This window comes from Streptococcus sp. SM3, from assembly GCF_027497875.1.
In genome coordinates this window covers 14365-30312 of the sequence record NZ_JAJNSA010000002.1, presented here as the reverse complement: position 1 = coordinate 30312, position 15948 = coordinate 14365, and the positions used below count along the sequence as shown (strand labels likewise).

Annotated in this window: 12 protein-coding genes and 3 tRNA genes; 5 read left to right on the top strand and 10 right to left on the bottom strand. The window is 34.8% G+C overall.

Annotated features, from left to right (window positions below):
* Window position 1: 1 nt before the first annotated feature.
* Together guaB and trpS are read right to left on the bottom strand one after the other, a co-directional pair.
* Window positions 2-1480, bottom strand: a complete 1479-nt coding sequence (gene guaB, locus PAN06_RS00580) for an IMP dehydrogenase (protein ID WP_120770765.1) — start codon at window positions 1478-1480, stop codon at window positions 2-4.
* Between the two features lie 151 nt (window positions 1481-1631).
* A complete protein-coding gene (gene trpS, locus PAN06_RS00575) occupies window positions 1632-2657 on the bottom strand; it encodes a tryptophan--tRNA ligase (protein ID WP_269795291.1) in 1026 nt (341 codons plus the stop codon).
* Between the two features lie 205 nt (window positions 2658-2862).
* Between trpS and PAN06_RS00570 the strand changes: the two genes are divergently transcribed.
* Together PAN06_RS00570 and PAN06_RS00565 are read left to right on the top strand one after the other, a co-directional pair.
* Window positions 2863-4485 carry an ATP-binding cassette domain-containing protein gene (locus PAN06_RS00570; RefSeq protein WP_269795290.1) on the top strand — a complete coding sequence of 541 codons (1623 nt, stop codon included), beginning with the start codon at window positions 2863-2865 and terminating at the stop codon, window positions 4483-4485.
* A gap of 61 nt (window positions 4486-4546) precedes the next feature.
* On the top strand, window positions 4547-7090 hold the full coding sequence (locus tag PAN06_RS00565; protein WP_269795289.1) for a YfhO family protein: 2544 nt from the start codon (window positions 4547-4549) through the stop codon (window positions 7088-7090).
* A 29-nt stretch (window positions 7091-7119) separates the two neighbouring features.
* On the opposite strand, the gene PAN06_RS00560 is transcribed toward PAN06_RS00565, so the two are convergent.
* A complete protein-coding gene (locus PAN06_RS00560; protein WP_269795288.1) occupies window positions 7120-9762 on the bottom strand; it encodes a YhgE/Pip domain-containing protein in 2643 nt (880 codons plus the stop codon).
* Window positions 9763-9889: 127 nt separating this feature from the next.
* Between PAN06_RS00560 and PAN06_RS00555 the strand changes: the two genes are divergently transcribed.
* Window positions 9890-10432 carry a TetR-like C-terminal domain-containing protein gene (locus PAN06_RS00555; protein ID WP_000665088.1) on the top strand — a complete coding sequence of 181 codons (543 nt, stop codon included), beginning with the start codon at window positions 9890-9892 and terminating at the stop codon, window positions 10430-10432.
* 40 nt (window positions 10433-10472) lie between these two features.
* Here the strand turns inward: PAN06_RS00555 and PAN06_RS00550 are convergent.
* From PAN06_RS00550 to rlmH, 7 genes are all read right to left on the bottom strand, one after another.
* Window positions 10473-10546 (bottom strand) — tRNA-Asn (locus PAN06_RS00550).
* A 5-nt stretch (window positions 10547-10551) separates the two neighbouring features.
* Window positions 10552-10623: transfer RNA gene (locus PAN06_RS00545), tRNA-Glu, on the bottom strand.
* A 51-nt stretch (window positions 10624-10674) separates the two neighbouring features.
* Window positions 10675-11427 (bottom strand): competence system response regulator transcription factor ComE, encoded by a 753-nt coding sequence (comE, locus tag PAN06_RS00540; protein WP_033682534.1) that lies wholly within the window; start codon window positions 11425-11427, stop codon window positions 10675-10677.
* Window positions 11424-12749: a competence system sensor histidine kinase ComD gene (comD, locus tag PAN06_RS00535; protein ID WP_269795287.1), complete on the bottom strand. Its 1326-nt coding sequence runs from the start codon at window positions 12747-12749 to the stop codon at window positions 11424-11426. The genes comE and comD overlap by 4 nt, the downstream gene beginning before the upstream one ends.
* Before the next feature lie 12 nt (window positions 12750-12761).
* On the bottom strand, window positions 12762-12884 hold the full coding sequence (gene comC / locus PAN06_RS00530; RefSeq protein WP_004269819.1) for a competence-stimulating peptide ComC: 123 nt from the start codon (window positions 12882-12884) through the stop codon (window positions 12762-12764).
* A gap of 164 nt (window positions 12885-13048) precedes the next feature.
* Window positions 13049-13122: transfer RNA gene (locus tag PAN06_RS00525), tRNA-Arg, on the bottom strand.
* Between the two features lie 43 nt (window positions 13123-13165).
* Complete coding sequence (rlmH, locus tag PAN06_RS00520) at window positions 13166-13645, bottom strand: 23S rRNA (pseudouridine(1915)-N(3))-methyltransferase RlmH (RefSeq protein WP_120770759.1); 480 nt, start codon at window positions 13643-13645, stop codon at window positions 13166-13168.
* Window positions 13646-13828: 183 nt separating this feature from the next.
* On the opposite strand from rlmH, the gene PAN06_RS00515 reads away from it, so the two are divergent.
* A complete protein-coding gene (locus PAN06_RS00515; protein ID WP_269795286.1) occupies window positions 13829-15010 on the top strand; it encodes a S1C family serine protease in 1182 nt (393 codons plus the stop codon).
* A gap of 57 nt (window positions 15011-15067) precedes the next feature.
* A complete protein-coding gene (locus PAN06_RS00510; RefSeq protein WP_269795285.1) occupies window positions 15068-15826 on the top strand; it encodes a ParB/RepB/Spo0J family partition protein in 759 nt (252 codons plus the stop codon).
* Window positions 15827-15948: the final 122 nt, after the last annotated feature.

The window sequence follows — 15948 nt, the reverse complement described above, 5'->3', positions numbered from 1 at the left end:
TTTACATAGAATAATTTGGTGCCTCATTAGTAATTTGTACATCATGAGGGTGGCTTTCTTTCAAACCAGCACCAGACATTTCAATAAATTGAGCGTTATCATGTAATTCTTTAAGGTTAGCCGCACCACAGTAACCCATACCAGATCGGATACCGCCAATCATTTGGAAAACGATATCAGCTGCCGCTCCTTTATAAGCAACACGACCTTCAATTCCTTCTGGAACAAGTTTATTTGCTTCATTGACAGAACCTTGGAAGTAACGATCGCTTGAACCTTTCTTCATTGCTGCAATTGATCCCATACCACGGTAAGTCTTGAACTTACGTCCTTGGAAGATTTCAGTTTCTCCTGGAGCTTCATCAGTTCCAGCAAACATTGATCCAAGCATAACTGCATTTCCACCAGCAGCAAGAGCTTTTACAATATCTCCCGAATACTTGATTCCACCGTCAGCAATGATTGTTTTTCCATATTCACGCGCAACAGCTGCAGCATCATAGATAGCTGTTACTTGTGGAACACCAACACCTGCAATTACACGAGTAGTACAGATAGAACCTGGTCCAATACCAACCTTGACAACGTCTACACCTGCTTCGTAAAGTGCGCGCGCTCCCTCAGCAGTAGCAATATTTCCAGCAATCAAAGTACGATCTGGGAAGTGAGCACGAATCTCAGCAATTTTACGCAAGACACCTGCAGAATGACCATGTGCAGTATCAATAACAATCGCATCTGCTCCTGCCTCAAAAAGAGCCTCTGCACGTTCAAAGGTATCTGAAGTAACACCTACTGCACCTGCAACTAGAAGACGACCAAACTCATCTTTAGCAGCATTTGGAAACTCAATAACTTTTTCAATATCTTTAATAGTAATCAAACCAGAAAGACGACCTTCTTCATCTACCAAAGGAAGTTTTTCAATACGGTGTTCTTGAAGAATACTCTCAGCTGTTGCAAGATCTGTACCCACAGGAGCAGTAACAAGGTCTTCACTAGTCATATGGTTTGAAATTGGTTGGTTATAATCTGAAATAAAACGAAGATCTCGGTTTGTTAAAATACCAACTAATTTACGATTTTCAAGTGTTTCAACAACTGGAACACCACTGATACGGTAACGACCCATAAGCTCATCTGCTTCAGCAATTGTATGTTCAGGCGTCAAGAAAAACGGATCAATAATAACTCCATTTTCAGAACGTTTTACCTTGCGAACCTCGTCTGCTTGTTGAGCAATTGACATGTTTTTATGGATAACTCCGAGACCACCTGCACGAGCAATAGCAATAGCCATTTGACTCTCTGTTACTGTGTCCATGGCAGCGGTAATAATTGGGATATTTAAAGTCAAATTATCTGCCAATTTAGTTGTTAAATCTGCATCATTAGGCAACACATGACTTTCAGCTGGAATAAGCAATACATCATCAAAGGTAAAACCTTTTTTCAAAAATTTAGTGTCCCAATTAGACATTCGAAGTTTCCTCTTTTCTTTCTTTTTGAGCTTGACTCTTTTTATATTGTATCTATCATACCATTCTATAAAAATTTGTCAAATGTTACAGGGGTAAATAAAAAACTATCTTTTCTTCGAGATAGAAATGATAGTTTCTTGTAAAATAAGCCTAGTTAAAGTAATGAAGTCCCATTGCTCCTTTAACCTCAGATAGGGTCTGACCTGCAACTTCACGCGCTCTTTCACTACCTTTTTGAAGCATATTATAAACTTCTCCCATATCCTTAGCAAATTCGATACGGCGCTCACGAATAGGACCCAGTTCACGTTCTAATATTTCAAGTAGATAACGCTTGGTCTTCACATCACCAAGACCACCTCGTTGGTAATGTTCTTTCATGTCAGCAATTTCTTGAGCATCTTCTGGACGACCAAAAACATCTAGATAATGGAAAACCATATTTCCTTCAATTTTACCTGGATCCTCAACGCGGATATGATCTGGATCTGTATACATACTCATTACTTTTTTACGCAAAGTATCCGCATCATCAGCTAAATAAATACCATTATTGAGTGATTTAGACATTTTAGCATTTCCATCTAAACCAGGCAAACGCCCTGCTCTCTCATTTTCTGGATAAATACCTTCCGGTTCTACCAAGATATCACAGTTATATGCATTGTTAAAAGAACGAACAATTTCACGAGTCTGCTCAATCATTGGTTTCTGATCTGTCCCAACAGGAACATAGTTGGCCTTAAAGGCTGTGATGTCAGCTGCTTGTGCAATTGGATAAACCAAAAATCCTGTCGGAATGCTTTCTCCAAATCCCTTCTGAGCAATTTCTGTCTTGACAGTTGGATTGCGCTCCAAACGTGCTAATGACACTAAATTCATATAATACATAGACAACTCAGCTAATTCTGGAATTTGACTTTGAATAAAGATAGTTGATTTACTTGGATCCAATCCAACTGCAAGGTAATCCAAAGCTACATTTCCGATAGACTCTACAATGGTTTGAGGGTCTTTAGCATGATCTGTCAAAGCTTGTTGGTCAGCCAAGAACACAAACATATCATACTTATCCTCTTCCTGTAAGAATACTCGATTTTTGAGACTTCCAACATAATGTCCAATATGCAATTTTCCTGTTGGACGGTCTCCTGTTAAAATAATGGGTTTAGTCATTTTGTTCTCCTTCGATATAGTCCCTTCAATTATAGCATTTTTTTAATGAAATAACCGTAATTTATCAAAATAAATCAGCCTTGCTATTTACGGATTTGTGTAAAGTATGCTGTAAATATAATTTACATAAAATTGACAGATAAAAATTTGAATATTTCCGTATTTTCTAGTAGAATAAATATATTACACATATAGGAGAAAAACATTGCTTACAGTATCTGATGTTTCACTACGTTTTAGTGATCGCAAACTTTTTGATGATGTCAATATCAAATTTACAGAAGGAAATACTTACGGATTAATTGGTGCTAATGGTGCCGGAAAATCTACCTTTTTAAAAATTTTAGCCGGAGATATCGAACCTACTACTGGTCACATCTCTCTTGGTCCAGATGAACGTCTCTCTGTTCTTCGTCAAAATCACTTTGACTATGAAGACGAACGTGCCATTGATGTCGTTATCATGGGAAATGAAAAACTTTATAGTATCATGAAAGAGAAAGATACTATCTACATGAAAGAAGATTTCTCAGATGAGGATGGAGTGCGTGCTGCCGAACTCGAAGGAGAGTTTGCTGAGCTTGGGGGCTGGGAAGCAGAAAGTGAAGCCTCTCAACTACTTCAAAACCTAAACATTCCAGAAGAATTGCACTATCAAAACATGAGCGAATTGGCCAACGGTGAAAAAGTAAAAGTTCTCCTCGCCAAAGCACTTTTTGGTAAACCAGATGTTCTTCTTTTGGACGAACCTACCAACGGTTTAGACATCCAATCTATTACTTGGTTAGAAGACTTCTTGATTGACTTTGATAACACAGTTATCGTAGTATCCCACGACCGTCACTTCTTAAATAAAGTATGTACTCACATGGCCGACCTTGACTTTGGAAAAATCAAACTCTATGTCGGAAACTACGACTTCTGGAAGGAATCTTCTGAGCTCGCTGCTAAATTGCTAGCAGACCGTAATGCTAAAGCAGAAGAAAAAATTAAGCAATTACAAGAGTTCGTCGCTCGTTTCTCTGCTAATGCTTCTAAATCAAGACAAGCAACATCACGTAAGAAAATGCTTGATAAGATTGAACTTGAAGAAATTGTACCATCTAGTCGTAAATATCCATTTATCAACTTTAAAGCGGAACGTGAGATTGGTAATGATCTCTTGACAGTAGAAAATCTAACTGTAAAGATTGATGGTGAGACTATTTTAGATAATATCAGCTTTATCTTACGTCCAGGTGATAAGACAGCGCTTATTGGGCAAAATGACATCCAAACGACTGCATTAATTCGTGCAATCATGGGAGACATTGACTATGAAGGAACTGTCAAGTGGGGAGTTACTACTAGCCGTTCTTACTTGCCAAAAGATAACTCGGCAGATTTTGCAGGAGGAGAGTCAATCCTTGACTGGTTGCGTCAATTCGCAAGTAAAGAAGAAGATGACAATACTTTCCTACGTGGCTTCCTCGGCCGTATGCTCTTCTCTGGAGATGAGGTTAACAAACCTGTAAACGTCTTGTCAGGGGGAGAAAAAGTCCGTGTCATGCTTTCAAAACTCATGCTCTTAAAATCAAATGTCCTTGTACTTGATGATCCAACCAATCACTTGGACTTGGAATCTATCTCAAGCTTGAATGATGGATTGAAAAACTTTAAAGAATCAATCATCTTTGCCAGCCATGACCACGAGTTTATTCAAACTCTAGCCAACCATATCATTGTCTTGTCTAAAAATGGCGTCATTGACCGTATCGATGAAACATATGATGAATTCCTAGAAAATGCAGAAGTACAAGCAAAAGTTAAAGAACTTTGGAAAGACTAAATAAAACTTCAAAACTCAGTTGGGTTAACCAACTGGGTTTTCTAACATTTTATGAGGTAACATGAAATTATTTTTTAAAACATATTGGACCTATTTTGTTTCTTTCATCATTCCCATAATCATTATGATAGGAGTATATCTATCTCAAGGTATCTACTGGAATAGCGATACATCTCCACTATTAGGAGATGGGTTTCATCAATACGTTATTTTTGATGTAGCTTTACGAAATATCCTACATGGAAATGGTAGTCTGTTTTACACCTTTACAAGTGGCCTCGGATTGAATTTCTATACCCTATCTAGTTATTACTTGGGTAGTTTTCTCGCGCCTCTGGTTTACTTTTTTAATCTAACTAATATGCCAGATGCTGTCTATCTGACAACTCTCTTAAAATTTGGATTTATTGGACTGTCAACTTACTTTAGTTTAAATAAACTATTTCAATCGATTCCCAAGCCTTTAAAACTAGCTTTATCTACTTCCTATGCTCTGATGAGTTTCTCTGTCAGTCAATTAGAGATAAAAACTTGGCTAGATGTTTTTATCTTAATTCCTTTAATTATAACTGGTTTACACCTGCTTATCACTGAAAAGAAATTCCTATTGTACTTTACAAGTCTGTCAATTTTATTTATTCAAAATTATTATTTTGGCTATATGACAGCATTGTTTCTTATTTTCTGGTATCTATGCCAAATTTCTTGGGACTTTAAAACTCGAAAATCATCGGTTCTTGATTTTGTCGTGACCTCCTTTTTAGCTGGTATGGCTAGTTTGATTCTGACTCTTCCTACTCTATTTGATTTACAGACACATGGGGAAAAATTTACTGAAATTACAAAGTTTCAAACTGAAAATAGCTGGTATCTTGATATCTTTGCTAAGCAATTCATCGGTTCCTTTGATACAACAAAGTATGGGGCTATCCCAATGATTTTTGTTGGACTACTTCCCTTTATTTTGACTATCTTATTTTTTACGATGAAATCTATTAAGTTTCACGTGAAACTTATCTATGCAATTTTCTTTGCATTTCTAATTGCGAGCTTTTATATAGAAGCTCTTGATTTATTTTGGCAAGGTATGCATACTCCAAATATGTTTTTACATCGCTATTCTTGGATTTTCTCTACTTTGTTAATTTACACAGCAGCGGAAGTCTTAAATCGTCTGAAAGAAATTAAAATCTGGAATTTTTTAGTTTCGCTTTTTCTTATAGTAACAGGATTTTTAACTACCATCTATCTAAAATCACATTATTCTTTTTTATCAGATTTGAATATTCTACTGACTCTTGAATTTTTGGTTGTCTATTCGCTTTTACTCCTTTCAGTTATCAAAAAGTTTATATCTGTGAATCTGTTTACCATTCTAATCTCTTTATTGATAATAGTTGAAATAAGTTTAAATGCTTCATCTCAAATGGACGGAATTGCTAAAGAATGGGGCTTTGCTTCTCGAAGTGCATATAATCGAGATATCCCAGCTATGGAATCTTTCTCAACATATATTGGGAATCAATTTACTCGTACTGAGAAACTAGAGACTCAGACAGGAAATGACAGTATGAAATTCAACTACAATGGAATCTCTCAATTTTCATCTGTTCGAAATCGTTCAGCAAGCTCTACTTTGGATAAACTTGGGTTTAAATCCTCTGGGACTAATCTCAATCTCCGCTATGCAAATAATAGTATTTTGGCTGATAGTTTATTTGGTATCCAGTACAATATCTCAGAAAACCCTATTGATAAGTATGGTTTCCAAGTTGTATATCAAAAAGATAATCTTACCCTATATGAAAATCAATTCTCTCTTCCGATTGCCTTTGCTAGTCAATCTGTTTACAATGATGTCAAGTTCAATGAACATACCTTGGATAATCAGGCCTCGTTTTTAAATCAACTTGCTAACGTCGATTTTGATTATTTTTCTCCAATTCCTTACGAAAAAACAGAAAATACTGATGATTTAATCAGTGTTACAAGTTCTTCAAATGAGGATGCAGCAATCCAGTATCAAATTGAGATTCCCGAAAACAGTCAAGTTTATCTTTCTTTCACAAACCTTCACTTTTCTAATGACAAACAAAAAAAGGTTGACATCCTTGTAAATGGAGAAAAGAAAACTTTTACAACTGATAATGCCTTCTCCTTCTTTAATCTAGGCTATACAAAAGAGAAAAAAACTTTCAATATCAATGTTAGTTTCCCTGGAAATTCACAAGTATCATTTGAATCTCCTACCTTCTATCGTTTAGATACCCAAACTTTAACTGAGGCAATTCAAAAAATTAAAGAACAGCCCGTAACAGTATCAACTTCTAAAAACAAGGTTTTTGCTACATATGATGTCCAACAAGATACATCTATTTTTTTTACCATTCCTTATGACAAAGGTTGGTCTGCCTACCAAGATGGTAAGAAAATAGAAATTAAACAAGCTCAAACTGGATTTATGAAAGTTGATGTTCCCAAGGGGAAAGGAACTATTACACTTTCCTTCATTCCCAATGGTTTTATTACTGGAGCAATATGTTCCTTTATTTCTCTCTTACTATTTGGAATCTATAATCACAGACGAAAGTCATCTAAGGCATAAAAAATCGACCAATTAATCGGTCGATTTTTTTAATCTTCTTCCATTTTCTTAGGTTGATAGGCTAGCATACCTAAACCAATAAATAGAGCTAGTATCACGACAAGGAAAACGACTTGATGATGAATATTTCCTGTCATAGAAATTGTTTGTCGTAACCCCGAAACTGAATAACTCATTGGTAACCAGGGATTAATAGCTCTAAAGAAATCATTTGTCAAGGCAAGTGGATAAGTACCTGCACTTGATGCTAACTGTAATAAAAGCAAGATAAGAGAAAAGAAAGCTCCTATACGGCTATTCCATGTTGTTAAAGTGGTCACCATGGACATGAATACTAAACTTGTTAGGATAATGAGAATAAATGTTCTCATTTCATGATTAGCAGTTAAACCAATAAGATGAACTCCTCCATATACCAAAATTCCTGCCAAAACAGCTATAATACCATTTATTTCAGCTCGAGATTTCAACCAAGCCCAACGGCTCTCTGGATGACGTCCTGAAGGTAGCTTCGCAAAGATCATATTCGTTGATATTGCTGCAACAAAGAGAGCAACTGATATCATATAAGGAGCCATTGCAATTCCATTTACAGGAACTTGGTCATTGTCTGTTTTTGAAAGACTGAGTGGATTTGACAAAATCTCTGCATTTTGAGATTCCGTAGATGCCGATTTGAGTTGATCACTAGCATTACTTAGTCCTTGTCCTAAAGAAGCAACTCCTGTCTGTAAACCTCCCAATCCAAAAGTTAACTTTGTTCCACCTTCTGCAAGTTTCCCAGATCCATCTGCCAATTTATTAGCTCCATTCTCTAATTGAGAAGCACCTGAAATTAACTGACTGGATTTGTCAGCTAGTTGGCTAGATCCTGACTTCAATTTATCAACTCCTGCTATCAATTCTTGACTCTTTTGATTCAATTGACTGGAGCCAGTTGATAATTTTTCAATACCAGACACTAAGTCTGGAGTTTTTTCAACTAATTGACCAACTCCTGCTGTCAATTTAGAAGATTTTTGTGTCAAGTTAGTTGAGCCTGAAACTAGTTGATCCAAACTACCTGTCAAGGTGGAATTCTTTTCACTTAGTTGACTTGCCCCCTGAGAAACTTTATCAACACCTGCAGTATATGCGTTTACACCTGATGCAATCGACTGACTGGCAGGAACTAATTTACTCGTCACTGCTCCCTGTATTTCTGTTAATACACTTGACAATCCTGTCAAAGAAGTAGAAGCAAGCGGTAATATTTGATTAGCTTGATTTTTTAATGTCGAAAGATTTGAAGATTGATTTTGTAAGTTTTCTAAACTTCCCTGTAAACCTTGTACTAAAGCTATAATTGACTGAGCCGATTGAATACTATCGGTCGAATTTTGAGATACAGAAGCGCTTATCTCAGCTTGTTGCTCACTTGTCAATGATTTATAAGCTGCTGTTGATTGAATATTTGCTAATGTAGTCGCTTTATCAGACTGAGCACTTTCTAACATTTGATTAGAAAGAGATACTATACTTGATAAAACAGAATCTAATTGTTTTGTATCTCCAACATCAATATTTTGAATGGCTTGATTTAACTGATTTATACCAGAAGATAATTGATTAATTTGATCTTTTTGCTCAGACGAAGCATCTAACTTGCTAGAAAGTTGTTGAATACCTTCACTTAATTGCTCCACACCCATTCGAAGTGTAGCTGATTGATTAGATAACTGATTAGCACCTGTTGCAAGATTTCCCACTCCGTTTGTATAGGCACTAACACCAGATGAAAATTGATTAAGACCAGCATTGAGCTTAGAAACACCGCCAGTATAAGATTCTACACCAGTATATAATTGATTAATTCCCCTCACTAATTCAGGGCTTTTAGAAGATAATTGACCTAATCCGCTATCTAATTGACTCACTGCACCAGTATATGTAACTAAACCACTATTAAAATTCCCTAAGCCAAGATGAAGTTGTTCAACACCAGAGACATAAGAGGATAATCCTTTAGTAAACTGCTCCGTTCCATTTGAAAATGTTAAACTTGAATCTGCTAAAGAGTGTAGGTTAGTAGTTAATGTTTGACTTCCTGCCACTAACTGATTCGCTCCATCAGTTAATTTTTCACTACCAGAAGCTGCCTGACTCATACCATCCTTTAAATCGACCATTTTGTTGAATAAAGCTTTAGTATAGGTCTCGGTTACATTGGTAGAAACACTCTTCTTTAATTGTGTCATAGCAGAATCGCTCATCTTGCTGGCAATAAAGCTATGACCACTTGAAGTCTGATAATCGATTTGCATTTGCTCTGGATGATCCGTTAAAATAGAAGCTGCTTTTTCAGATAGATCACTTGGTAAAGTTACTACCATATAGTAATCGCCATTTTCTAAACCCTTCTTACCTTCTTCTTCATCTACAAAATGAAAATCCAAGATTTTATTTTCTTTTAAATTGAACACCATGTCTTTTCCTATAGACATGCTATTACCATTATAGGAAGCATCTTTATCATTATTGACAACTGCCACAGGTAAGTCAGACAATTGACCATATGGATCCCACATTGATGACAAAAATATGATATTGTACAGAGCGGGAATAAGAGAAATACCTATCATGACAATAATAAAGGTTGGTTTTTTAAAAATTGCTTTCCATTCTTTAAACATAGTTTCTCCTTTTTTAAACATATTGTCTAAAATTTTGATATAATAGATTATACATTAAAAAATCTAGATTACAAGATAAAAAATCAATTTTTAGACACATAGTCTAATTTGTTCACAAGGAGGAAATATGAAAGAAAGTAATAAACGCTTAAAAACAAAGCGTACTATTGAAAATGCTATGGTACAATTACTAATGGAACAACCATTTGATCAAATTTCTACTGTCAAGTTAGCAGAAAAAGCCGGAATTAGTCGTTCCAGCTTCTATACTCACTATAAGGATAAGTATGATATGATTGAGCACTATCAAAGCAAACTATTCCATACATTTGAATATATTTTTCAAAAACATGCTCATCACAAAAGAGATGCTATTTTAGAAGTATTTGAATATCTAGAGTCAGAACCACTTCTGGCTGCTCTGCTTTCTGAAAATGGGACTAAAGAAATCCAAAATTTCTTAAGAAATAAACTTCATATCATGCTCAGCACAGATTTACAAAAGCGATTTATGCAACTAAATCTCAATACCACTGAATTAGAATATAGTAGCATCTATCTAACTCATGCACTTTTTGGTGTCTGCCAAACTTGGATTGCACATGGAAAAAAAGAAAGTCCTCAAGAAATAACAGACTTCCTTATGAAGATGCTTGGTGATACAAATTGATACAAAAAGAGGAACACAGCTGTGTTCCCTTTTATCTATACTCCGCCAGTAGGACTCGAACCTACGACATCATGATTAACAGTCATGCGCTACTACCAACTGAGCTATGGCGGATAAAATAGTCCGTACGGGATTCGAACCCGTGTTACCGCCGTGAAAAGGCGGTGTCTTAACCCCTTGACCAACGGACCTTCTATCTGTAGCAGATATAACCATTATATCAATTTCTTACTAATTGTCAATCACTTTTGAGATTTTTTCTCTAAAATATCTTTCAATTTTCTAATTTTTAACCTTGAAATAGGACAGCGATGATCTTCATAGAAAACAACTTCTAGATTCTTTCGGTCAATTTCTCTAATATTGCCTATATTTACCAAAAATGACTTATGAGGAGAATAAAATCGTTGGGTATGTTTGTCCTTTTCCTGAATATCTGTCATGGTACCGTAAAACTCTTTGGCAAAATTCTTACCAATAATGCGCAATTTATGAGAAACTCCTGTCGTTTCAATATACAGAATGTCATGGTAAGGAATTTTTAAATCATTTCCCTTGTAATTATAGTCAAAATAATCTACAACATCTTCATTTTCAAGTAACATACTCTTCGTGTAGAATATATTTTGCTCAATTCTCTTCTTAAATAACTCATCATTAATATCCTTATCGACAAAATCTAGGGCTGATACCTGGTATTTATAGGTTAGAGTCGCAAACTCTGATCGACTGGTTATAAATACAATAATTGCATAAGGATTGTGATGACGAATAAACTGGGCAACCTCAAACCCTTTTTTCTCAATTCCATGAATATCAATATCTAAAAAATAAAGCTGGTTTACTTCATCATTTTCGATATATTCCTTAAACTCACGAACTTTTCCTGTTGTCTTGTAAGAAATAGGAATATTCGATTCTTTCGAAATTTCATCCAATATTCTCTCTAGTCTCACTTGATGTTCAATAACATCTTCTAAAATTAAAACTTTCATTCAAATTCCCTCTTAAATCTAATGATTTGTCTAAATGTACTGCCTTCCATCTCTGTTTCTAAAATAATATTGTTGTACTTATCTAGTAGTTCTTTCACATTATTTAATCCTACTCCGCGATTTCTTCCCTTAGTGGAGAATCCTAAAGCAAATAGATCTCCAGAAGGAGTCATCGTCATTTTACATGAATTCTGAATCACAATCACTGTTTCAGTTTCCATCTTAATAACTGCTACTTCCATCTGCTTTTTATAACTATCAGCTGATCCTTCGACAGCATTGTTCAATAAAACGCTCATGATACGAACCAAATCCAATAATTCAATTGAGAGTTCAGTTATAGTATCTTTTACTTCAAGTGTAAACTCTACACCATTATTTCGAGCATAGACAATTGACTGAGCAACCAAACTTCGTAAAGCTGAATCTTCTATGTTGTTCAAATCAAAGTAAGTGTACTTATCTGAACGCAGTTTGTGATTAGCTTTGACCAAAACTTCATTGTAAACTCTGTCAATCTCCTGTAAATTACCACTGTCAATTGCCATCTGCATACTGACAAGCATCCCAGCATAGTCATGTCGAAAACCACGGATTTCATTATACAGACCGACAATTTCATCTGTGTAGTTTTGTAAATGTTTCTGTTCAAATTTCTTCTGCTTCAAAGTAATCTCTTTTTCCATTTGTTCTTTATAAGAATTCATTGCAAAGAAAATCAAAAGTAGAGAAATAAAGACAATAGATGATAAAATACTTCCAAAACTATTCAAATGTTTAATCGTACTTACCATATCTGAAACGAAAGATGCAACATGTAGCAGTAGTAAGGCAAAAAATACTTTTTTCAAAAAAGGGTACATATAATCTTTATCAAAATAAGTAAGTTCTAAATGGAAATAACGAATAATTGTTACGATAACAACATAAGTCAATGCCACTACAACTAAAAAGAATAGACTATGATATTGTAAGGCAGCATCATCTCCTATTATAGAGGATAAAGTTACGGATAAAAAGGTATGGGTGCTATTATATAAAAGGGATAGTAGTAAACTTAAGAATACTCCTCTATACTTCTCATACTTTTTAATAAATATAAAATATGAATATAATATCAAAGGAAATAAAAATTTTTCAATTCCTAATCCATCTAAGTATATAAAATAAAAGGAAAGTTCAAATACTGATTCTACTAGTAATGTATAACCACCAAAAAAGCATAGTTCTTTTATATTTATTTTATTTTTACATATTAAATAGTAACTTTTACTAATAATAAAAATATGTAATATCACAACTAATACTGCAAGAAAATCCATTCTTCTACTCCTTTATCTTCTTTTAAAGAAATTAAAGAAAATATTATGTGTTTGCCTTATCTCCCCACCTTTAATCTTTTGCAAGTCTTTTTCCTTCAAGGCTACAAACTGTTCCAATTTAACTGTGTTTTTCATAATAAAATCTCCTAAAATGTTTTTTCTTGTAAGCTAACTTACAAAAACTATTATACAAAATGGAATTTTGTTTTAGATAAAATTCTCTCAACTGTCATTTTTTTCTCCCCAAGTGTACTTTTTTAAGAAAAAAGCCGGGAAAATTCCCAGCTTTGCTACTATATTGATCCCAGCAGGATTCGAACCTGCGACCGTTCGCTTAGAAGGCGAATGCTCTATCCAGCTGAGCTATGAGACCCAATACAGCTATTCTACCAAAAATTCAATTGAAAGTCAATTTTCTATTTATGATAGGGCGAGCCCTGCTGTATTGTAAAAGCTCGATAGATTTGTTCAACAAGGACTAGTCTCATTAACTGATGGGGCAAGGTTAAACGACCAAAACTAACAGAGAGATTGGCTCTCTTTTTTACATCCCGTGCTAATCCCAGACTCCCTCCAATAATAAAAGTAAGAGTAGAAAATCCTTTTATAGAAGCTTCTTCTAAATGTTTACTAAATTCTTCTGAGGAGAAAGTTTTCCCTTCAATGGCTAACACAATAACAAAATCACGGTCACCAACTTTTGATAAAATTCTCTGACCTTCTATTTCTAAAATCTTTTGATTTTCTGATTCACTGGCCTTATCTGGTGTTTTTTCATCTGCTAGCTCTATCATTTCAAGCTTAGCAAATCGAGAAATTCGTTTTGAATACTCTGCGATACCATCTTTTAAATACTTTTCTTTCAGTTTCCCAACTGTTACAACTTTAATTTTCATGACTCTATTCTAACATATTCTCTATTTTTTCACATCTTATTCACAAAATAAAAGGTTAATTTTAGCCGAGAAAACCACAGATTTCTGAAAGTTATCCACAATCTGTGAAAAACTTTTGTTTTTAAGTTATAATTAAGCTAGTCAGTTTATACTTTCAGTAATTTCAAACAAATGGAGGCAAATATGAAACATCTAAAAACATTTTACAAAAAATGGTTTCAATTATTAGTCGTTATCGTCATTAGCTTTATTAGTGGAGCCTTGGGTAGCTTTTCAATAAACCAACTAACTCAAAAAAGTACTATAAGTACCTCTAACAACAATAGTACTATTACACAGACTGCCTATAAGAATGAAAATTCAACAACACAGGCTGTTAACAAAGTAAAAGATGCCGTTGTATCTGTTATTACTTATTCAGCAAACAGACAAAATAGCGTATTTGGTAATGATGATACTGACACTGATTCTCAGCAAATCTCTAGTGAAGGATCTGGGGTTATTTATAAAAAGAATGATAAAGAAGCTTATATTGTCACCAATAATCACGTTATAAATGGCGCCAGCAAAGTAGATATTCGTTTGTCAGATGGAACTAAAGTACCTGGAGAAATTGTCGGAGCGGATACTTTCTCTGATATTGCTGTCGTCAAAATCTCTTCAGAAAAAGTTACAACAGTAGCTGAGTTTGGTGATTCTAGCAAGTTAACCGTAGGAGAAACTGCTATTGCCATCGGTAGCCCGTTAGGTTCTGAATATGCAAATACTGTCACTCAAGGTATCGTATCTAGTCTTAATCGAAATGTATCTTTAAAATCTGAAGATGGACAAGCCATTTCTACGAAAGCCATCCAAACTGATACTGCTATTAACCCAGGTAACTCTGGTGGCCCACTAATCAATATTCAAGGACAGGTTATCGGAATTACCTCAAGTAAAATTGCAACAAATGGAGGAACATCTGTAGAAGGTCTTGGTTTTGCAATCCCTGCAAATGATGCTATCAATATTATTGAACAGTTAGAAAAGAACGGAAAAGTGACTCGTCCAGCTTTGGGCATCCAAATGGTCAATCTCTCAAATATTAATACAAGTGATCTTAGAAGACTGAATATTCCAAGCAATGTAACATCTGGTGTCGTTGTTCGTTCTGTGCAGAGCAATATGCCTGCCAATGGTCACCTTGAAAAATACGATGTTATTACAAAAGTAGACGACAAAGACATTTCTTCATCAACAGACTTACAAAGTGCTCTTTACAATCATTCTATCGGAGACACCATTAAGATAACTTACTATCGTAACGGTAAAGAAGAAACTACATCTATTAAACTTGATAAGAGTTCAGGTGATTTAGAATCTTAATTGACATCTATGTAAAGAAAGCTTTACATAAGAGAAAAGATGTGTTAGTGTAGAATCATGGAAAAATTTGAAATGATTTCTATCACAGATATACAAAAAAATCCTTATCAACCTCGAAAAGAATTTGATGGAGAAAAACTACGTGAACTAGCACAGTCTATCAAAGAAAATGGGGTCATTCAACCGATTATTGTTCGTCAATCTCCTGTTATTGGTTATGAAATCCTTGCAGGAGAGAGACGCTATCGGGCTTCACTTTTAGCTGGTCTAAGGTCTATCCCAGCTGTTGTTAAACAGCTTTCAGATCAAGAAATGATGGTCCAGTCCATCATTGAAAATTTACAAAGAGAAAATTTAAATCCAATAGAAGAAGCACGCGCCTATGAATCTCTTGTAGAGAAAGGATTTACCCATGCTGAAATTGCAGATAAAATGGGCAAGTCTCGTCCATATATCAGCAACTCCATTCGCTTGCTGTCCTTACCAGAACAGATTATCTCAGAAGTAGAAAACGGCAAACTATCACAAGCTCATGCGCGTTCTCTAGTTGGGTTGAATAAGGAACAACAAGACTATTTCTTTCAACTAATTATAGAGGAAGACATTTCTGTAAGGAAGTTAGAAGCTCTTCTGACAGAGAAAAAACAAAAGAAACTTCAAAAAACGAATCATTTCATACAAAATGAAGAAGAACAGTTAAAAAAACTACTCGGATTAGATGTAGAAATCAAACTGTCTAAAAAAGATAGCGGAAAAATCATTATTGCTTTCTCAAATCAAGAAGAATACAGTAGAATTATCAACAGCCTGAAATAAGGCTGTTCTTTTATTTTTTTATCTCACAAGGTTATCCACTCTTTTTTTTAATAAAAAGCTTAATAAATCAATAGTTTCTGATTTTATCCCCAACCTGTGGATAAAACTTGATAACATTGTGG

Excerpts from the sequence above, each read along its gene's own strand:
- guaB (WP_120770765.1), bottom strand. The coding sequence starts at position 1,480 with ATGTCTAATTGGGACACTAAATTTTTGAAAAAAGGTTTTACCTTTGAT.
- trpS (WP_269795291.1), bottom strand. The coding sequence starts at position 2,657 with ATGACTAAACCCATTATTTTAACAGGAGACCGTCCAACAGGAAAATTG.
- PAN06_RS00565 (WP_269795289.1), top strand. The coding sequence starts at position 4,547 with ATGAAATTATTTTTTAAAACATATTGGACCTATTTTGTTTCTTTCATC.
- PAN06_RS00560 (WP_269795288.1), bottom strand. The coding sequence starts at position 9,762 with ATGTTTAAAGAATGGAAAGCAATTTTTAAAAAACCAACCTTTATTATT.
- PAN06_RS00555 (WP_000665088.1), top strand. The coding sequence starts at position 9,890 with ATGAAAGAAAGTAATAAACGCTTAAAAACAAAGCGTACTATTGAAAAT.
- comE (WP_033682534.1), bottom strand. The coding sequence starts at position 11,427 with ATGAAAGTTTTAATTTTAGAAGATGTTATTGAACATCAAGTGAGACTA.
- comD (WP_269795287.1), bottom strand. The coding sequence starts at position 12,749 with ATGGATTTTCTTGCAGTATTAGTTGTGATATTACATATTTTTATTATT.
- comC (WP_004269819.1), bottom strand. The coding sequence starts at position 12,884 with ATGAAAAACACAGTTAAATTGGAACAGTTTGTAGCCTTGAAGGAAAAA.
- rlmH (WP_120770759.1), bottom strand. The coding sequence starts at position 13,645 with ATGAAAATTAAAGTTGTAACAGTTGGGAAACTGAAAGAAAAGTATTTA.
- PAN06_RS00515 (WP_269795286.1), top strand. The coding sequence starts at position 13,829 with ATGAAACATCTAAAAACATTTTACAAAAAATGGTTTCAATTATTAGTC.
- PAN06_RS00510 (WP_269795285.1), top strand. The coding sequence starts at position 15,068 with ATGGAAAAATTTGAAATGATTTCTATCACAGATATACAAAAAAATCCT.